This window comes from uncultured Fibrella sp. (assembly GCF_964250085.1).
In the GTDB taxonomy this organism is placed as follows: Bacteria; Bacteroidota; Bacteroidia; order Cytophagales; family Spirosomataceae; genus Fibrella.
On sequence record NZ_CAXUEC010000004.1, the window covers coordinates 635973 to 656857 of the forward strand.

The window sequence follows — 20885 nt, forward strand, 5'->3', positions numbered from 1 at the left end:
TATTGGTTGATTGGTTATTGCTGACGCGCGTCCCTTCAACGCGAAGCCAACCAATCAACCAATCCCCTTACCTTCGCTCCCATGAACCGCCTGAAAAAGATGCTACTCTATTTACTACTGATTATTGTATTGCTGGCCTTGGGGGCCTGGCTTTTTATGCAAACGGCTGTGTTTGGTGCCAATGCCTCGGGGAACCGGCTGGCCCGAATTCAGAAATCGAAGAACTACCGCGATGGCTCTTTCCAGAATGTTGACCCCACCGACGTCATGCGCCGCGGAGCATCCTACATCGATTTGATGATGGATAACCTGCGCAAGCCCGCCGATGTGACACCTACCTATCAGATACCTACCGTGAAAACGGACCTCGCCGCCTTGCCGGGCTCAGGTACGTCGGTAGTGTGGTTTGGTCATTCGTCGTATCTGGTCAAGTCGGAGGGCATTACGTTGCTGATCGATCCAGTGTTGAGCGGGTATGCCTCGCCGGTATCGTTCTTCGGAAAAGCGTTTCCGGGCACCAATGCTTATACAGCCGCCGATATGCCCAGGATCGACGTGCTGGTGTTGACCCATGACCATTATGATCACCTCGACTACGAAACGCTGGTGGCACTTCGCGACCGGGTTACGCGCGTGGTTGCGCCGCTGGGCGTAGGTGCCCACCTCGAACGCTGGGGCTATGACCCTACCCGCATTACCGAACTCGACTGGACCGAGGATGTGACTATCAGCGAAGGGTTCTCGTTCACAGCCGTACCTGCCCGCCACTTTTCGGGCCGTGGCTTTGCACGGGGCGGCTCACTCTGGGCGGCCTATGTGGTCGACATCAACGCACAGCGCATTTTTCTGGGAGGTGATTCAGGCTACGGTCCTCACTTCAAGGCGATCGGCGAGCAGTATGGCCCTTTCGATCTGGCGATGCTGGAGTGCGGTCAGTATGGCCGCGACTGGCCGAGCATTCATATGTTTCCGAACGAGGTAGCTCAGGCCGCCCGCGATCTGCACACGAAAGTGCTACTGCCCGTTCACTGGGCCAAGTTTGCCCTAGCGCTACACCCCTGGCGCGAACCTATCAATCAGCTAACCCAGGCTATCACCCCCGCCGACTCGTTTGCCCTGACCACGCCCCGCATTGGCGAACCGGTCATTCTGCAGCAACAATTACCCAACAGCCGTTGGTGGGAAGGAATCGGGAATTAGTTTTTGGTTATTGGTTGTCAGTTATTAGTGGCTCTGGTTAGCTGCGGTCGGCATCATGAGGTAGGCTGCGGAGTAGAGTCGTCCATAACTGATAACCAACAACTAGTAACCAATAACTAGTAACTGGTCATTGTATCGCCGCACCAACTGTCGGGTGGTTTTGTCGGTCATTCGGCCAATAGTGAATGAGGCGGCTAGCCCACCCAGTGAGTAGTAAACAAGCGAGTTTGTTGGCCCAACTCGCCGCCCTGCCGCCTGCAAGGGAAGGCGTGTCATGTAAACGACGCTGAGAATGCACCGATTGGGTTGCCCAACCGTCGTAACATAGCGTTCTGCCGCATGCCTTCTTCTATGAATGGGTCTTTAAACGATTGAAGGGCTGATTTGAGATGCAATTCAGGGGCAAGCTGAATGCCACGGTAGCAGCAAGGCTATCACTTTCAGACCAGATAGGCGAGTGGCCGCGTGAAAGGAATAATAATCGGACGTAAACCATGTTCGTCGATGGGGAATGTCCACTGTATCAACAGGTATAGACTGATCAATAGTGGTTTGTGCTACTGCCATTGGCGCAGTTACCAGTAGCACAACGGGCAGTAGAAAATAGGGTGGCTTTATTAGAAAACTAACCTTTTTGTATGCAATCAGAAATTATACAGGCAACGAACTGGCAGCCCGTTTCCATATAGTGCACTACCGGGGGAATTATCAATTAACAATTATCAGTTAACAGTTATCAGCGCTGCTACGCCACGATTCTTGGCGGAGCTGATAATTGTTAATTGTTAACTGATAACTGTACATGGCTACTCTTCTCGAACTTGTTGGCAACACGCCGTTGGTTGAACTCAATCGGCTCACCGCAACGGCGGACCGTACGAACAGCAAGGTCAAATTATACGGAAAACTCGAAGGCAACAACCCCGGTGGGAGCGTGAAAGACCGCGCCGCCTACAGCATGATTCGGGGATTCATTGACCGGGGCGAATGGCAACCGGGCATGAAGCTGATCGAAGCCACAAGCGGCAACACCGGCATTGCTCTGGCCATGATTGCCCGCCTGTTCGGCATCGAAATTGAACTCGCCTTACCTGCCAATTCGACCAAAGAGCGCGTGCAGACGATGGAAGCCTTTGGCGCAACAGTGACCCTGACGGAGACCATCGAAGCGGGGCGAGACTATGTAGAAGCCAAGGCCGCAACCGGTGAATTTCTGCTGGTGAATCAGTTTGCCAACCCCGACAATTACCTGGCTCATTACCGCACGACCGGCCCCGAAATCTGGCGCGATACGGCCGGAAAGATCACCCATTTCGTGGCGTCGATGGGCACCACGGGCACTATTATGGGTACGTCCCGTTTCCTGAAAGAGCAAAATCCGAATGTGCAAATCATTGGCTGTCAGCCTACTGACGGCTCATCGATTCCCGGCATTCGTAAGTGGCCTACCGAATACCTGCCGAAGATTTTCGATCCAAAGCGCGTTGACCGCACAATGGAAGTGTCGCAGGAACAAGCTACGCAGATGACCCGCGAGCTGGCCCGCGTAGAGGGTGTGTTTGCGGGTATGAGCAGCGGCGGCGGCGTGCATGCGGCCCTCCGCCTGATCGACGAACTTGAAGCAAACGGACAAGCCGATGGAGCCGTCATCGTTTGCATTATCTGCGACCGGGGCGACCGTTACCTCTCATCGGGCCTGTTCGCATGATGAATGGGCTCGCGGATTGGGCGGATGAAACGGATCTTCGCGGATTCCAGATTAAAACCGATTGGCTCTACTCAGGTTAACAATTCGCTTGAATCCAAAATCTGCGCAAATCCGTTTAATCCGCCCAATCCGCGTTCCCATCAGCATCCGTAAAAATCCGTATACTATCTATAATCAGCGTACTATGAAGCCTGACGTTCAAGTAGCTATTATCGGGGCTGGCTTTGCCGGGTTGGGTACAGCCATCCGGCTCCAGATGAGTGGCCGTACCTCGTTTGTCGTCTATGAACGGGCCAACGATGTAGGCGGCACCTGGCGTGAAAACACGTACCCGGGTTGTGCCTGCGACGTTCCCTCGCACCTCTACTCCTACTCGTTTGCGCCCAATCCCAACTGGTCGAAAGCGTACTCGCCCCAGCCCGAAATTCACCGCTACTTGCAGGAATGCGTCGGTCAGTTTGGCCTGCGGGATCATATCCGGTTCAACACGGAGGTGGTCGACACCCGCTGGCTGGAATCGGATGCCTGCTGGCAATTGACCGACCAGCGCGGCGGCATACTGACGGCCCGCGTGGTGGTAGCGGCTACTGGTCCGCTCAATCGGCCCAGCGTGCCTGACTTGCCGGGGTTGGGCACGTTCGCTGGCACCACCTTCCACTCGGCGCGCTGGAATCACGAGTATGACCTTCGTGGCAAGCGGGTAGCCGTAATCGGCACCGGAGCATCAGCCATTCAACTCGTTCCTGAACTAGCGAAAATAACGACTCAACTAACTGTTTTTCAACGGACTGCACCCTACGTAACGCCGCGCAGAAACCGCGATTATGCTCTCTGGCAGCAACGGCTCTACGCCCTGGTGCCGACGTTGCAGAAAGTACATCGCCACGCCATTTACTGGTTTAACGAACTGTTCGGGCTGTCGTTTATCGGCAATGAAACCATTAATAAGCTGGGTACCGCTACGGCTCGCAAGCACCTCGAACACCAGATCAAAGACCCCGAACTGCGCCGCAAAGTATGGCCCAACTACAAGCTCGGCTGTAAGCGTATTTTGGTGTCCGACGAGTACTACCCTGCCCTGACCCGCCCCAATGTAGAACTGGTTACCGATCGAATTGAGCATGTTACTCCCGTGGGCATACGTACCAGTTCGGCGAGCCAGGACGGCACCGATCGCCCGTTCGACGCACTGATTTTCAGCACCGGTTTTGTGGTGGCCGACATTTATCTGAACCAGTCGATCATTGGCCGCAATGGGCGCGATTTGCTTGGCGAGTGGGAACAAACCGGCGCCCAGGCACTGTATGGCCTCACGGTATCGGGTTTCCCTAACCTGCTGTTCCTGCTGGGGCCCAACACGGGCCTGGGCCATAACTCGGTGGTACACATGATCGAATCGCAGCTCACTTACCTCCTCGATTACCTCCGCCAGCTTGAACAGGCTGGCGACGACGTTTTTTTCGACGTAAAACCGGAAGCGCAACGTACCCACAACGCGCAGATTCAACAGCAGTTGGCCGGTACGGTCTGGGCATCCGGTTGCCAAAGCTGGTACATGAACCAGCAGGGCAAGAACACAACCCTCTGGCCAGACCTGACCGTGACGTATCGCAAAGCTACCCGTAGCGTCAACATGGCTGATTATGTCGTAGAACGAGCAACAACATCAGCGATTTAATCCGCCGAATTGAGCACTCGACACTGTACTCGACCTCCCCTATGCAACATATTCTTATTCTAATCGGCATCAGCGGTAGCGGTAAGTCGACAGTGGCGAAGCAGCTTGTCCAGGAGAATCCAACGTACCTGCGACTCAACCGCGACGACCTGCGTCGGAGCCTTATTTCGGTGCCGCTTGGCGACTACTGGAAATGGGACGATAAAGCAAAATACCGCATCGAGCGAATCGTGACGTCGTTACTCGAAACAGCCGTATGTGAAGCGCTGGACGGTGGCTGGAACCTGGTTATCGATAACACGCACCTGCGGCAACGGTCGATCAATGAACTGCTGAACGTGGTGGAGGCGCAGGCTACACCTAAACGCCCCTTCGAGGTGTCGTTTCAGGTGGTCGACGTACCGCTTCAGACCGCCATTGAGCGCGACCAGCTACGGTCCGATGTAGTGGGTGAAGCCGTCATTCGGGAGCAACACAACCGGTTCAGGCAGCTTACCAAGCAGTTCGACACCACGCAGCACCTGCATTACCCACGTACCCACGCCACAGTTGGTGCATTGGAACAGGATCAGACCCTGCCTAAATGCATTTTGGTAGACATTGATGGAACCGCCGCCAAAATCCATAACCGTTCTCCCTTCGACTGGTCGAATGTGGGGCGCGATAAACCGAACGTACCTGTGCTGAACGTGGTGCGGGCCATGCGGGCGGCGGGCTACGCCGTCATCTTCCTGTCGGGCCGCGACAGTGCCGCCCGAACGCCAACCATTGCCTGGTTGCGGCACCATCTGGGCTGGCGAGAGTATGCTGACTACGAGTTATTTATGCGTCAGCGGAACGACAATCGGAAGGATTCGATCATCAAGCGCGAACTCTTCGACGCCCATATCCGCAACCATTATTTTGTTGAGTTAGTCCTCGACGACCGTGATCAGGTTGTCGCCCTGTGGCGGCGTGACCTTGGCCTAACCTGCCTACAGGTCGACTACGGCAATTTTTAACGTAACGCGGACTTTAGCCGGCATCTGTTCGCTCAAATACAGACTAAAGTCCGCGGTGCGTGTCAAGTCGTCACCGACCCTGGCATCTGACATCGTATAATCTGTAAATCGCTATATTTACGGGTTATACGATGTCAGATCGCCTCGTTCGCGCCACGTTATGAATCCATTGGCTCCGTTGCCACCCGACTTTTCTAGTGGGTTTGCTTCCTCATCGCTGGCTGTTGTGCAGCACATGCTGGATGCCTCCCTCAACGGCATGATCGCTTTGGGAGCCATTAGGGTAGGCGGTGAAGCAGGCACCATCTCCGACCTGCGGCTGATGATGATCAACCGGGTAGCCGCCAACGACATTCAACGGCCACTATCACAACTGGTCGGTCAATCCATAAAAACGGCTTTACCCAGACTATCAGCCTCGCCACTTTACGACCGCCTGGTTCGGGTGCTTGCCACGGGCGAGCCTGAGCGATTCACCTTTCCCTACACAACAGAGCGCAGCGAGTCACGCCAGTTTGATATGTCGCTCACCCGAATTACCGATCTGGTGGTTGTGTCTTACAACGACATTACGGACCGGTATTTATCGGAGCAGATTAATCAGGAGCAGGCACTCCAACTGCGTTTTGTTACCGACAATGCGCTTACTGCCGTGGCCTTATACGCCATTGTCCGCGACCCAAAATCGAATGCCGTCGTCGACTTTCGCTATGAGCTGGTGAACCGCATGGCCGAACGGATGGTCGGGCGGGTGTCGGCCGAACTGATTGGAAACACCATGCGGCAGGCGTTTCCCGGTATTGATCAAACGCCGATCTGGCCGGCCTACATCCACCTTGCCGAAACTGGCGAAACGCTACAGATACAGAACCATTATACCCAGCATAACCTGGATATCTGGTATCAGGTGCAGGGCGTTCGCGAGCATGACCGCATTGTTTTATCCTTTCTCGATATCACCGAATTAAAGCGGGCACAGCAGCGTATCGAGCGGCAGAACGACGAGTTCAGGCAGGTGCTCGACAATGCCCTCACGGCCATTTCGCACTTTACGGCTGTGCGCGAAGAACAAGCCGATGGACAATCCGGCCCAATCATCGACTTCGTTTACCAGTCGTTCAACCGCGCTTCGGAACAAGTTACCGGCAAAAAAGCCCAAAACGTCATTGGTCGGCGTATGCTGGAGATTTTCCCCGAACGCCGCGCCAATGGCCTCTTCGACCGGTGGGTGAATCTGGTCAACTCGCGTGGGTCAACTCGGTTTCAGTATCAGCACGAGGCAACCGGACTTTGGCTGGACATGCAGGCCATTGTGCTGAATGACGGGTTTATTCAATCCTACGTCGACATTACGCCCATCAAGCAGGCCGAACTGGAACAGCAGCGGCAGTCTGATCTGATCAACAGTCTGCTGTCCAGCCTACCAGTTATGTTTCTCCTGTTCCGTCCGGTTTATAATGGTAGCAGACAAACAGTTGATTTCGAAGTGCAGGAAGCCAATCAGATTGCGGCCGATTCGTTGGGGTATCGGATTGACGAACTGATTGGAAAACGGCTCACCGATATCAGCCCAACGATCAAAAACGGGCCAGTCTATGCGGAGTACGTAAAGGTGGTCGAAACAGGTACGTCCACTCAGTTTGAGCGGCAACACGGCGACCAGTGGTTCCAGATATCGGTTGTCAAGTTTGATGATGGGTTCATTACCTCGTTCGTTGATATTACTGAAAGCCGGTTGTATCGGCAGCAACTGGAAGCCATGAACCAGGAGCTTCTCCGGTCGAACGACAGCCTGGAACAGTTCGCCTACGTGGCCAGTCATGACTTGCAGGAACCCCTGCGCAAAATTCAATCTTTTGGCGATTTGCTGGATGAGCACTATGCCGATAAGCTCGACGACTTTGGCCATGATGCCATTGGGCGGATGCAATCGGCCGCCACGCGCATGTCGATGCTCATCACCGATTTGCTGGCCTACTCCCGCATCAGCACCAACCGGCAACCGTTCCAGCCCGTCGACCTGGATCAGGTACTGACCGGCGTACTTGGCGACCTGGAGGTACGTATCAGCGAAACCCAGGCCATTATCGACCGGACACCCTTGCCCGTCATCGCCGGTGACCCCACCCAGTTACGGCAATTGTTCCAGAACCTGCTCAGCAATGCCCTGAAGTTCCAGCCTCCGGCCAGCGAGGAACGTACCCAGCCACCACACATTCAGATCGACTGCCAGCAGGAACTCATCGACGGCCGCATGTGGTACGATATTGCCATTACCGACAATGGGATCGGCTTCGACCCAAAATACGTTGATCGTATTTTTCAGGTCTTCCAGCGATTGCACAGCAAACAGGCCTATGCGGGTACCGGGGTTGGCCTCGCCATCTGCAAACGCGTCATCGACAGCCACGGCGGCACCCTCACCGCCCGGAGCCAACCCGGCCAGGGCGCAACTTTCCAGATTCATTTACCGGGCTAAGAACGTACCGGTAACGTACCTGACCCACTCAATCTGGCCGCAGGAAGTCACGCACCAGCCAACACTTGGCCCTGCACCGCGTTAATCAGGTATCGACTTGCGTTTGGGGCTACTAAAGCCCTTGAATCAGGCCGACTTCGCTACCTGACATCACGCCCGTGCCAATTCTCTGGAAATACCTGTATCCCTATCGCTGGCTCGCCCTGTTAGCCCTTGCCCTGGCGGGAATAGCCCAAATTCTGGCACTGGTGGACCCGATCATCTTCGGAAAGCTCATCGACGAATACGCCACCAATCCCGGTCAGAAAACGGAATCGGATAAAGTCAGGGGCGTTTTGTGGCTACTGGGGCTGGCTGTTGGCGTAGCCGTTCTGTCGAACATCACGAAGGCGTTTCAGGAGTATTTCACCCGGATGGTGGTGCAGAAATTCGGCATCGACATCTTCAACGATGGCCTGAAACAGACCCTACGCCTGTCGTATCAGGAGTTTGGCGATCAAAGCAGCGGTGCCACCCTGTCTATCCTCCAGAAAGTACGTACCGACACCGAAAAGTTTGTCAATTCGTTTGTCAACGTACTGTTCTCGTCCATTGTGGGCATGAGTTTCCTGATCTGGTACGCCGTCACCAAACACTGGGCGCTGGTCCCCGTTTTCCTGATCGGCGTGTTGCTTTTGGGCGGCCTCACGGGCCTGTTGAGCAAGCAGATCAAAACCACGCAACGGTCTATCAACCGCGAAACGGCCCTGCTGTCGGGCGTCATTACGGAGTCGCTGCGCAACGTAGAACTGATCAAAAGCCTCGGCCTGACTTTCTCCGAGATCCGTCGGCTCAGAACGCAGACCGCCCGCATTTTTGAGCTGGAAATGACGAAGGTGCGCCGGGTACGTATGCTGTCGTTCTGGCAAAGCACCACGCTGAACATCCTGAAACAATCGGTGTTGTTCACCCTGCTCTGGCTCATTTTCCGCAACGTACTCAGCACCGGCGAACTCATTTCGATGCAGTTTATTTCGGTCGCCATCTTCAATCCGTTGCAGGAACTGGGCAACATTATTCTGGCCTACCGCGAAGCCGAAGCCGGGTTGAACAGCTTCGCTCAACTGATGGGAAAGCCCATCGAGCGCAACCCCGACTCGCCGGTCGAAGTGGGGCCGATCGAGCATTTACGCTTCCAGGACGTGGTGTTCCGCCATAAAGACGCAGGGCAAAACGCCATCGACGGCGTTTCGTTCGAGGCCTCGCTGGGCGATACCATCGCATTTGTTGGTCCGTCGGGCTCCGGCAAATCAACGATGGTGAAGCTACTGGTGGGCCTTTACCGACCCGTTGGCGGTGAAATCTACTACAACGATATTTCCACGCAGGACCTCCGGTTCAACCCCATGCGCCGTCAGATCGGCTTTGTTACGCAGGACACCCACCTGTTTGCCGGCACCATCCGCGAGAACCTGCTGTTCGTGAAACCCGACGCCACCGACGCCGAACTCTACGACGCGCTGGACAAAGCGGCCTGCGAGAATCTGGTGGCCCGTTCCGAAAAAGGCCTCGACACGCAGATTGGCGAGGGAGGCCTGAAAATGTCGGGCGGTGAAAAGCAACGGTTATCCATCGCCCGTGCGCTGGTCCGTCGGCCGCGCCTGCTCATTTTCGACGAAGCCACATCGGCCCTGGATTCGCTGACCGAAGAAGAAATCACCGACACCGTCCGTAGCGTGTCGGCTCTGAATGAGCAGATTACGATTCTGATCGCCCACCGCCTGAGCACCATCCTGCACGCCAACACCATCTTCGTCCTCGAAAAAGGCAAGATCGTTGAAACTGGTAGCCACGACGAGCTAGTAGCGCAAAAAGGCCTCTACTACGCCATGTGGCGCCAGCAAATCGGTGAGCGACGGACCGATGCAGTTATGCCATATCTCGGAGATATGGCGTAACTGCACGCCCTACTCAGCAAGGTTGAAATGTACCTGAACGCCGTCCGAGGTGGTGGCCCGGATAAAGCTGTTGCTCACCAGCGGGTCGTTGAAGGTGCGGTCGAAGTAGAAGGCGGCGGTTCACCACGTAGCTCAGTTGGGGACGTACCTGGAAGTTGACGTTACCAGCCGTGATGAACTATCTCCTCTTTTGATTGGCAGTAAAAACTTAGTCATCATCTTCATGAATCCTTCCCTGTTTGAACACAAAACGTTCTTCTTCCTTAATTGTGCGATTATAGCAAATAGAAATGACTACATCATTAGTGTACTTATAACCATATGTGGGCCATATCTTTCGCCTTTGTACGGCTATCTGAACTCCCTTAAGATGCATTACTTTTAGGGATGAATCAGGCTCAAAGTATTCATCATTACCCAAATGTTTCGGGATAGTCAAAGACTCAAATTGTTGGTGAAATCTACTTGCTATTGCCGAACGTACCGAGTCTATTGACTGCCCTTTCTCTTCAAGCGTCATTATTAGGCCATAGGAATCTCTTTTAGAATCGAGAAGCGACTGTTCGAACAACCATGTAACTCGGACAGCCTGATTTGAATCTGTTAAAAAAACCAAGTGTGATTCTTTAGCTTTTGGGTATGCCGCTTGAAGTTCTTCTGAAGTTATTGGGAACTTAATATGATAGTCTGCCAAGTTAATTTGGAATTTTTCTACCTTCCCTTCAGTACATGCAAGGAGTAGCCAAAGATTACACAAATGAATAACACGCTTATTGCTCATAAATCAAAAAGTTGGAAGTAATGAAGTACCACCAGAAGGGAAATAGCGCATGAGTCCGTTTGTTACAGCTCGATGCGTCGCCTCGTCAAAATCGCTCATTGTATTATTTGGGTTGGAATCGTATATTCGAAACCCTTCTTGATTATTCCAAAGATCCATTTGCACATCAAGTGAATACTCGCTAAGTGGTTTGGTTTGAATGGATCATGTATTGTAGCAAAAGTCCAGTCCATATTTTGTTTGTCGATAACTGTAACAGAACCATAATCCATGGGATCGATTTCGATGGATATAATTGAGCCAAGAGGTTCATTCTGCCACTTATTTGCTTCTCCGGATATGCTTGGGTGAGGATAAAACTTCTTTGGAGAGAAATTATTTATACTCATGCGAAAGTATTCGATGAATTGTTCTGGACTGAAAAACCCATTTGGCAGACGATCAATCTTGATAGGAAAATAATCGCAGTTGACTTGACTACCAGCCGCATTTTGAATGTACTGAATCCAGCTATCGAAATGACCTTGACCAATATTATATCTGAACTGGCTAACCCTGTCCTTTACTGATTGCGGCACCTGTTTCTGAGCTAGGTACCGCCAAGGGCCGACGTCGTCCGTTTGTTGAAATTTTAGTAAAGCTTCTGGGTCTTGAGCTAGCTTTTACTTGAGGTAATTGGCCCGTATTTCTGTATTCGGCGTCGTTGGGTAGCCATTATCCAACAGCCACTTAAAACCATTAAGATCACTTGGTTTTGTCTCGGACTCATTAATATAGTCCCCCAGCGAAGCTACCAGCTCTGGATTCTCCCGAATCAACGCTTGCTCATCCGGGGTGAACCAGACACTGGGTTGACGAACCACTTGCATGAAGTGAAGGAAAAGCTCAACAGGATCATTGCTAAAGAAGCCCTCTTCAGCCAGTACACCAGTTGGCTAGTCGTCATCTTCGCCATCAGTCCCCTTAAACGAAAGGCAGCCAATAGAGGGGTCAGTCGGGCTCTGGCTTCTAATAGAGGTTGAACCGTACCTGCAAGCCGCCCGAGGTGGTGGCCCGGATGAAGCTATTGCTCAACACAACGTACACAAGATTGCCAAATCTACACCAGTTTGGACAAATTTGCATTATGAATGCAAATTTGTCCAAACTGGTGTAGATTTGACTTATGATTCAACGGCAGCTTACCCGAAAACTCCTGCAATTAGCTCAGCAGTATCCGGTTATAACATTGACAGGTCCTCGCCAGTCGGGTAAGTCTACACTGGTGCAATCGGCCTTTCCTGATCTGCCTTATGTGCTTTTGGAAGACCCCGATATACGTACTCTAGCCCAAACTGATCCGCGTGGCTTTCTGGCAAACTACGCCAATGGGGCTATTTTCGACGAAGTTCAGCGCGTTCCCGATCTATTTGCTTATCTACAGGGTATCGTTGACAGGCAAACCGCTCAGCGACCGTTTATTCTGACCGGCTCCCAAAATTTCCTGTTGCTGGAAAGCATCAACCAAAGTTTAGCAGGCCGAACCGCCGTATTACGCTTACTACCCCTAAGCTACGAAGAGCAAAGCCAGAACGGCTTGCTTCCCTCCACGCCCGATGAGCTATTAGTTCAGGGAAGCTATCCCCGGCTGGTAACCAGACATCTGGCACCAGCCGATTTCTACCCCAGTTACATTCAAACCTACCTTGAACGCGATGTCCGGTCGCTGAAAAATATAGCCGATTTAAGTAAGTTCACCCGTTTTTTGCGTTTGTGTGCGGGCCGGATCGGCTCTGCGCTAAACTTATCCTCCTTGGCAAACGATTGTGGGGTTTCGGTTAATACAGCTAAAGCATGGATGTCGGTGCTTGAGGCCAGCTACGTAGTGTACCTGTTGCCCCCCCACTACGAAAACTTCAGTAAACGGCTCATCAAATCGCCCAAACTCTACTTTTATGATACCGGGTTGGTCTGTTCGCTACTAGGCCTGCGTCGAGCCGATTTGCTGGAGAGTTTCTACATGCGGGGCAACCTGTTTGAAAACTTAGTAGTCAGCGAGGTGCTTAAACACGCCTATAATCAGGGCCAGCTAGCCAATTGCTACTATTGGCAGGATAAAACAGGACGAGAAGTAGACTTGCTGATCGAAACTGAATTGGGGCTACTACCTATCGAAATAAAAGCAGGCATGACCCTCAACAAAGATTATTTCGATCAGCTTACCTACTGGAACAAGTTAAGTGGCAACCCCAGCGCTAACAGTTATGTGGTCTACGGAGGAAACACGTTGCAAAGCACATCTTCAGGCACTTTTGTCCCCCTCTCCGGCTTGGCCCGTCTGTTGACTGGCAATTTACACACTGGAACAGGCTATGCCTGAATTATAGCAATCTCCCTCTCTTACTCAGCCAGGTTGAAACGTACCTGTACGCCGCCGGAGGTGGTGGCCCGGATGAAGCTGTTGCTCACCAGCGGGTCGTTGAAGGTGCGGTCGAAGTAGAAATTCACGTTCAGGCGGCGGTTCACCACGTAGCTCAGTTGGGGACGTACCTGGAAGTTGACGTTACCAGCCGTGATGATCTGCTCGGCTTCCAGCTTGCGCTGAATGGTGCGGGTGTCGCGCAGGGTCAGGGCGCAGTTGAACGTCAGGTCGTTTTTCAGGCGTTTCACGGCACCATTGACGCGGAACGGCAGACGCACATTTTGCTTGGTGAAGCCCAGCGATGCCGTCACATCTTTGGTGGTTACCTCAGCCACCTGCGCGTTGGTCAGGTTCAGGGCTGCATCGCGCGAGCGGTTGTATTCCAGCGAACCACTCAGCCGGTTTTTCGTCTGGAAACGGATACCCACAAACGGGCCAAACCGCTCGCTCATGCTCATGGTGCTCATCACGAAAATCGGGATAAACTGCCCGTTCTCATTCAGTTGCCGCGAAATGTTGTAGTCGTTCACGGCCAGGTTCACAAACTGCGCCTCGTAACTCAGCGACGACACGAAGTTGCCCACACTGTAGGTAGACGTGTAGCGATGCACGAGGTTGAACGAGGTGAAGACTTTGCTAAACGGTTTCACTTTATTCAGGCCACTGTAGTTCAGATCCCAGTTGGGGAACGGCAGGTTATAGAACGGCGAGTACTTTACCGACCACGGATTTGACCCGCTGTAGGCCGCAAAAAACGCTGGAATCAGCACGTCCTGCGAGTTCTTGTTGTATGCGTTTGGATTATCGCGGGCAACAGGATTGTCGGCGTTCAGGCGACGCTGAAGAATGTCGCGGTACGATTCAAACCGATCGAAGGTGGGCGATGTATTGTCAGACCGTAGCCCGTCGAAGGTGGTGCCAAACGAGAAATACGACATGCTGTAGCTACCACTGCGTATGGGTGCCTGACTGCTGAAGCCCGCCCCCGTAATGGCAGGCCGGTAATACTCCTGGTAGTTGTCTGACCGGTTGTAATTGGCCGTCACGTTGATGCGGAAATCGCGGAACGGTTCGAGCGTGGTGGTGGCCAGGAATCGCTTGGTTACCGCCTGCGTGAAGGGCGCGTTCTGCACCGTACTCGGCGACAACCACCCGGCCCGGCCCGCCCGTCGGGCAATATCGCCATCCTGACTACCCAGTACAAACCCCAGTCCCGGTGCGCCGAAATCAGCCATTCCGAAGAGCGTAGGCGTGAGCAGGAAGCCCGGCAGGATGGTATTTTCCTGCACGTTATACGATACGTTGATACCCCGCACCGTCAGCAGCGCACGGACGAAACTCTTCAGCAGTCGATTTCCGCCAGGGTTAATCTGTTGAATGCTACCAGGGTTACGGGCGAAATTCAGCTTACTCGGCGTTGGTGTATTCGCCCAGCGCAACGTACGAATCTTGTTATACAGCAGCACCAGATCGACCTTACCCGTAATGCCAATTTCGCGGTTGTTACGGATTGTGTTGCCGAACGGAACAAACAGCGAATCCTTGATGCCGTATGAATTGGCCGTGAACTGATAGCCGATGTTATAGACCACGTCCGCCTGCAACCAGTTCACAATCGGAAACTTGTCGAACGGCACGCGGTAGGTCGTTTTAATTTCCTGCTGGTAATTTTTCATCCGCCCCAGGTTTTGCAGACTACGCCAGACCGAATCCTTTTTGTAAGGCGTATCGAGTTCCCCGTACGGTTCATCGATGATGGCATTGGCCGCCGCGTGGTACGTTACCGTCAGGTTTTTGGTCAGGTTCCAGGTCAGGTCGTAATACCGGTTGAAGTAGAAGTATTTCTCGAATTGCGGCGAAATACCGTTGGTACTCAGATCGGCGTTGCGAAGCTGCGTTTTGATATAACTCCGGTCAATATCGGCCCGAATCGCTACGATGGTTGGTACGAGGTTGATATTGAAATCTTTCAGCCAGTACAGGTATTTTCGCTCCAGCCCTTTCACCGTGCGAAAGGGCTCAAAAGGCTTTGCCTGCGGCGCAAAATTGTACGTAATTCCGCCCCGGTATTGCTCCTGCAAGTATTCACCCGTCAGGATGTTGCTTCGGCGAATGTCGTTGTAGGCGTAGTTGAACCCGAAGTTTTCAATATCCCAGAAATGCGCTTTGCCATTTGGATCAACCCGAATTTTGCGCACATTCGAGAAGTTGATGCCGCGGCGCGTGGTCATGTCCTGCACCAGTCGGCGGTAATCGGCCGGGCTGGGCGAATCCACGCCGGGTACGTTGCCTTCGGGCAAACTGGCAATCGACTGCTCCAACGGCGTGTCGGGGTCGAGCGGGTTAAACTGCGGCGTCACCAGCCGGGAGTCGTAGTTAACGTACATGGGAATTTTCAGCCCCCATTTCACCGGCAAAAATTTATCGACCGACAGGGCGGCGGTCAGGCCAAACTCGGTGGCCTCTTCCCGCGACCGTTCGGTGGGTTTGGTCTGTACTCCGCCGAAACCAAAACCCGAATAACGCCCCGATGCCGTAATGGTGGCCACATCGGCCAGGCGCATATTCAACGCGCCAATCGCCGCCATACCCGACCGCTGGTTGATACCCGTTGCCCGGAGTTCGTCTACCCAGATGGTAAAGGTCTTCGCCTGCTCGTCGCTCGATTTTGGGTTTCGCACCCCGATCATGATACTCTGTATCGAACTCAGGTCGGGGTTACCAAGAATGGTCAGCTTGTATCGCTGATCAGTCGATTGTTGCGAGAAAGGCAGGCCCGTTCGGCGGGTAAGCAGTTTGTTGCGGGCCGCTTTCAAATCGACCAATTCACTGAAAGCCAAACTCAACTCATTCTGCGATGGCCAGATTTCGTCGGTCGTTACGGGTCCGGGACGCGTCGATTTCAGGGCCGGAATTTCAATTTCGTAATAGTTTTCGGTGTAGTCGGTGCCAATCCGCACAAACGCGCTCACCTGACCGTCTTCGTTGGTCGGGTTGTGCATATGAACGAACATGTTGAGCCGGTCTCGATTCACGAAGTCGAAATTGGTGTTGCGGAATGCACCGCGCGAATCGCCATCGCGCAGGTTGGTCACGCTCAGCGCCATCGACTGCTCATTCAACTGCACGTTGTTGTTGGGCTGCGTATAGTCGACGTCACGGATGAACCCTGGTGGCACATCGTACACGTATTTGTCGGCCGCAATCTGACTATTCTCTTCGATGTTCACCGCCGACACTTTGAATTGGGCATCGTAGGGCTCAGGTACGTCTTGCAAGCCACGCTGCGTGAGGTCACCGGCGTAGCGACGATACTGGTTGGCTTCCATCTGCAACTGGGCAAACCGAAGCACCACCGGCTGACTGAAATCGGTGAGGTACATCCTGAAGAAACGGATCGACTTAAAGCCGTTGATGTTTCCTACTTTGTTATTGAAATTCCGCACCGGAATCCGGAACAGGTACCAGTCGACACCTTCGGCATTTACCTTGTCGATGATATAGCCATTACCAACGGCCAGTTGACCGGGTCGCAGATTGATGGCGTAATCGTAGTAGGCTTCCTGTTCATTGATGGTGTTATCGACGTTCAAATCCTCAATATCGGGCAGGATCGACGAAGCGGGCGATGTGTAATTATTCAGGTCGGCAGCGGTTTCGGGCGAATTGCCTTCCGTGCCCATAAACGATTTGTACCGCGCTACGACGTACCTGGCCGAATCGGCCTGTGGGCCTAAGTAGTACCTGAAATCATCGTTTGAAGGGTCGCTTACGATTTTCTGCAAGGCCGCCTGATCCGTCACTCTTGCCCGAACCGCATCCAGATACGGTTTAAACTTAGCCTGTTCATCGGTATTATTAAGCCCATCGAGGCCAATATCCTGCTTTTGCCGGGCACCTTCCTGATTCGTGAACGCGTTGGTTACAAATTGCTGTGTGGGCGCTTTCCCCCAGGGTGTATCAACCAGACGACCACCCAACCGTGCGTTGGTCGAGTCGATGGGAATCCCATTCTCAAATTCATATCGGCCATCCTTGATCACGTCTTCCGACACGTCGCCGAGGTTGAAATGCAACACGCCCCCCGTTGAGTTGGGGAAGTTCTGCGAATTATCGGGATTACCCCGCACCTTCCCGTTTTCACCCTGCACAAAGGGGTCCATCATCCAGAAGGTAATGTTTTCGATGTTGGCGTTATCGAAGTCATTATCCGACGAAATCGCCCGCGTTACGGCTCCAAAATTCTGGCGTGGGTTGGGCAGTGTGCCATCATTGTTCAGGTTCGGGTTGTAATTATACATACCCCGCTCGCTGGGGAAATAAGCAAAGTCGAGGATGTTTTCCGGCTGCTGAATCTGCCGGGGCGACCGACCGGGGAACAGCACATTGGGCAGGAAATACCGCTCATACACGTTGGCCAGGTCAGCCTGAGTGAGGTTGCTCCCCGACGCCCCGGTCCCGTCATTGAGGTACAGGGTTTGGTCTACGCTATAGATCGACGTGCGAGCGCGGCGATAGCCATATTCCAGTACATCGGCACTGGTGCCCTGCGGAAACTCCTGCGGTGTCGACCCTAATTTCCAGCGGGTTGGCTGGCGGGTGAGGTCAAAAATGGTGCGCGTGGCTTCGAAATCATCGATGAATGCGTTGTTGTTGGCCCGTGGCGACACACCCGGAATCAACTCAGCCACCTCGCCCGTAAACTGAATAGCCGATGGTTCTTTGGTTTGAATGAACGGCAACCGGTCGAGAATACGCGTGAGGCCCGGCGAGTCTTTCCGCAGGTTAATATCGAACCCGATCATGGTATTGTTGACCGGCTCGTTGCCAATAGCTACCCGCGTCAGGAACCCCGACGGTGTTTCGCGCATGTTCATGGCCGTCATACCCAGGTTGATGTCCGGCGACAGGCGGTAATCGAGCCGGGCACCGATCAGGGTACGAATTTGGTTTTGGAACAGGTCGGGCGTTTCAAAGCTGATCTTGATTTCGCGGCCGGAGTTGGCTACGCTTTCATTCAGGATACGTACCCGCTGCCCTTCCACCACATAATCCTGCCCCGGAACCAGTGGCACGCCCCCTGCCGACACGGTTACCGACTGCTCTTTTACGCCATACGGCAGATCAATTGGCGTTCCGCCCTGCCCCGACTGGAAACTGCCTTTCAGGAAGAATTTATTCTTCACGGCAACCTGCTGGGCATCGGCCAATGTAGTGCGGTACAATTCGTCGAACACATACTTCGATTCATAGATCGGATCCTGCAGTTTGTTGCGCAGGAATGGCCCGAATGGCTCAAGCACCGGGAAGATGATTTTTCCGTTCCGGCTGTCGATCGTTATCCCTTCGATGTAGTCGAAATTACCGTCGGGTTGCGGGTCAAGCTGCGAGTTCAACTGGTCGATATTGAACACCTGCACCAGCGGAATATTAGCCAGTCGGCTATCCTGTAAGTTTGGGTTATCGATGCCCGTCACATCGTCTTTATACACAATGCGCAGTTGGAAACCTTGCCGCGCCAACGCGTTGGTGTTCAACGAATACACGTTCTTCATCATCAGGTTCCACATCGGATTCTGAAGATTATTTCGGATCGTCGTCGACTTCAACAGCTTCAGATACAGCACCTTATCTTCGGTCTGGCTCTGGTAATCCTCCGTCAGTTCACCCACCTGGTAGCGGCGTCCCTGATAGGTATATTCGTAGGAGACGGCCAGTACTTCATCGTTTCGAAGCGGCGTAATCAGCGAGATATAGCCCAGTTGCGGTTCAAACCGGTATTCGCGGTCGGTGAGGCGTTTGGCCCCGCGCAGCATGTCGAAGTCGGTGCCGCGTTGCAGACCGAACGTACCTGTGAGCACATCCGGCGTCTGGTCGGCATTGCGCAATGGAGCCGAGGCTTTTATACGGGAAAACAGGGTGTTGGCTGCGTTGTCGGCCGGTGAACCGGGTGCAACGGCACTCTGAATATTTGGATTGACGCGGTTATACGGCACCGGCTCAGCCAGATCAGAAAAGCCCACTACATTCCGAAGTTGATCGGTGGTATTGGTCCGGTTGGTCACATAAACTTCCAGACGTGTCACCGTCACGCCCGACGTAATAACGGGCAGGCTTTTCAGCGAACGTTCGTAGTTGCTGCGGAAGAACTGCGACAGGAAAAAGTGGCGGTTTTCGTCGTACTGATCGGCCCTGATCTCAAACGGCCGGTTGAGCGTACCACCCCGCAAGGTGATCTCCTGCTTCTTTGATCGTTGCTGCGACAGAACGGTGGTGGCGTTCAGCTTACCAAACCGCGTTTGCAATTTCACCCCGAAGAGGTTCTGTACGCCCGGAATCAGTTGGCTGTTCAGCGTCCAGGTCAGGTTGCCCAGTTCAATATTTTGCAGAATACTTTCATTCTGCGGCGTAAAGGGCATTTGTGGATTACTCAGCTTACTTCCGAAGGCAGGCAGATTAGGCAGTCCCGGCACCTGCGGTAATTGCGGTACGCCTCCGTTCAGGCCGGGTACGTTCGGCATGTTCGGAATCAACCCCTGCGGCCTGTAATTGACTTTCAGCGCATTCTCAAAGTTGAAACTGGCTTTGGTATCGAAATTGGCCAGCACGCCAAGCCGTTCGCCAATTTGTCCGTTGAAATTAATGCTGATCTGTTCGTTGAAGATCAGGTTTCCCTGCCGCCGCAACCGAACAGGCACCGCCGGATTGTCGATAAACTGATGCAGGTAGCCCAGATCGAGCGTAACGAAGCCATTGGGCTTGAAATCAATGTTATTGCCGCCAAAGATGCGGTCAAATACGGGCGGCACCTCCAGCTTTGGAATCAGGCCCCGACCGCTGACGGCGCTTTGCCCATCGCGACGGGCGGCGTTTTCCCGAAACAGCCGGTCTTCGATGCGTTCGTTCTGCAGTCGGTTGTAATCTGAAAAAGGCAGATTCTCGCCGGGCCGGTAAATCAGGCTGTTGGTGCGCGGCGTTACCGTTTGGCTGGTTGGTGCAGAGACGCCGGGAGCCGACGTACCTGGCGCAGCACCGGGTGTTGTGAACACGCCCGGATTCACCACCGACGGAGCCGTGACACCGGGGCGCGGCTGCAACCGCTCGGTGACTGTAACCGTACGATCGGGCAACATCCGAAAATCGGTATTCAGCGATTTAGGATCACGCAACAGGTAAGGCGAACGGGGATTACGGTCTGAAAAGCGGGTAGCGTACCGGTCTGTCCAGTGAACAGATGGGCGACGTGAGGCATTTTTTATAGCCCGCAAGCTATCGAGGCGTTCCTGAGCGGCAGTTTTAGCTGAATCGACACGGGCTTTGGCGGCATCGTTGGCCGCTTTGATCTGCTCGGGAGTACGTTGGGCGGCCGGTGCTGTCCGACCACGGCGGGCCGGTGTTTGCGCCTGACCAATTGTTCCGCCAGACCCCAGCAACAGGGCGACCGTTAGCAGCCAGTATGCACCTCTCTGACCCCTAAATGTGGGCCGGGCAGTAAGCAGCATTGAGCAGAAAAAAGAGGTTTGACAGACGTAACGTTTCACCATACACTGGTGCAAAATCAGAAAAATAAACAACCCGGTAAATCAGGACGTTTACACAACGGCGAAAACCGGGCCAATCGTATTTTAATTAAGAGTTAAGAACGAAGAATTAAACGCGACCTGAGTAGTACATGGCACCAGCCGTGCAGTCAGATCAAG

At 53.5% G+C, this 20885-nt stretch carries 12 protein-coding genes; 7 read left to right on the plus strand and 5 right to left on the minus strand.

The annotated features are described in order from the left end of the window. Nucleotides 1-81 precede the first annotated feature (81 nt). Nucleotides 82-1200, plus strand: coding sequence for an MBL fold metallo-hydrolase (locus ACFE8Q_RS16210; RefSeq protein WP_375446455.1), 1119 nt, complete (start codon nucleotides 82-84; stop codon nucleotides 1198-1200). A 102-nt stretch (nucleotides 1201-1302) separates the two neighbouring features. Here the strand turns inward: ACFE8Q_RS16210 and ACFE8Q_RS16215 are convergent, their stop codons facing one another. Then, nucleotides 1303-1476: a hypothetical protein gene (locus ACFE8Q_RS16215; RefSeq protein WP_375446456.1), complete on the minus strand. Its 174-nt coding sequence runs from the start codon at nucleotides 1474-1476 to the stop codon at nucleotides 1303-1305. Nucleotides 1477-2002: 526 nt separating this feature from the next. Here ACFE8Q_RS16215 and cysM point away from each other — a divergent pair. The 5 genes from cysM to ACFE8Q_RS16240 all read left to right on the plus strand — a co-directional run bounded on the left by cysM (nucleotide 2003) and on the right by ACFE8Q_RS16240 (nucleotide 10003). Next, nucleotides 2003-2908, plus strand: a complete 906-nt coding sequence (gene cysM, locus ACFE8Q_RS16220) for a cysteine synthase CysM (RefSeq protein ID WP_375446457.1) — start codon at nucleotides 2003-2005, stop codon at nucleotides 2906-2908. Between the two features lie 184 nt (nucleotides 2909-3092). Beyond that, complete coding sequence (locus ACFE8Q_RS16225; protein ID WP_375446458.1) at nucleotides 3093-4586, plus strand: flavin-containing monooxygenase; 1494 nt, start codon at nucleotides 3093-3095, stop codon at nucleotides 4584-4586. Between the two features lie 41 nt (nucleotides 4587-4627). Beyond that, complete coding sequence (locus ACFE8Q_RS16230; RefSeq protein ID WP_375446459.1) at nucleotides 4628-5587, plus strand: AAA family ATPase; 960 nt, start codon at nucleotides 4628-4630, stop codon at nucleotides 5585-5587. Between the two features lie 160 nt (nucleotides 5588-5747). Then, the gene (locus tag ACFE8Q_RS16235) at nucleotides 5748-8066 is read left to right on the plus strand and encodes a PAS domain-containing protein (protein WP_375446460.1); all 2319 of its coding nucleotides are present in this window, start codon (nucleotides 5748-5750) and stop codon (nucleotides 8064-8066) included. Nucleotides 8067-8224: 158 nt separating this feature from the next. After that, on the plus strand, nucleotides 8225-10003 hold the full coding sequence (locus ACFE8Q_RS16240; RefSeq protein ID WP_375446461.1) for an ABC transporter ATP-binding protein: 1779 nt from the start codon (nucleotides 8225-8227) through the stop codon (nucleotides 10001-10003). A 208-nt stretch (nucleotides 10004-10211) separates the two neighbouring features. Here ACFE8Q_RS16240 and ACFE8Q_RS16245 read toward each other — a convergent pair whose 3' ends face one another. From ACFE8Q_RS16245 to ACFE8Q_RS16255, 3 genes are all read right to left on the minus strand, one after another. Then, nucleotides 10212-10784: a hypothetical protein gene (locus ACFE8Q_RS16245; RefSeq protein ID WP_375446462.1), complete on the minus strand. Its 573-nt coding sequence runs from the start codon at nucleotides 10782-10784 to the stop codon at nucleotides 10212-10214. A gap of 95 nt (nucleotides 10785-10879) precedes the next feature. Next, nucleotides 10880-11362, minus strand: coding sequence for a hypothetical protein (locus ACFE8Q_RS16250; protein WP_375446463.1), 483 nt, complete (start codon nucleotides 11360-11362; stop codon nucleotides 10880-10882). Between the two features lie 84 nt (nucleotides 11363-11446). After that, nucleotides 11447-11653 (minus strand): hypothetical protein, encoded by a 207-nt coding sequence (locus tag ACFE8Q_RS16255; protein WP_375446464.1) that lies wholly within the window; start codon nucleotides 11651-11653, stop codon nucleotides 11447-11449. A 296-nt stretch (nucleotides 11654-11949) separates the two neighbouring features. Here ACFE8Q_RS16255 and ACFE8Q_RS16260 point away from each other — a divergent pair, with 296 nt between their 5' ends. Further along, on the plus strand, nucleotides 11950-13143 hold the full coding sequence (locus tag ACFE8Q_RS16260; RefSeq protein WP_375446465.1) for an ATP-binding protein: 1194 nt from the start codon (nucleotides 11950-11952) through the stop codon (nucleotides 13141-13143). A 20-nt stretch (nucleotides 13144-13163) separates the two neighbouring features. Here the strand turns inward: ACFE8Q_RS16260 and sprA are convergent, their stop codons facing one another. Next, nucleotides 13164-20687, minus strand: coding sequence for a cell surface protein SprA (gene sprA, locus ACFE8Q_RS16265; RefSeq protein WP_375446466.1), 7524 nt, complete (start codon nucleotides 20685-20687; stop codon nucleotides 13164-13166). Between the last annotated feature and the right edge of the window lie 198 nt (nucleotides 20688-20885).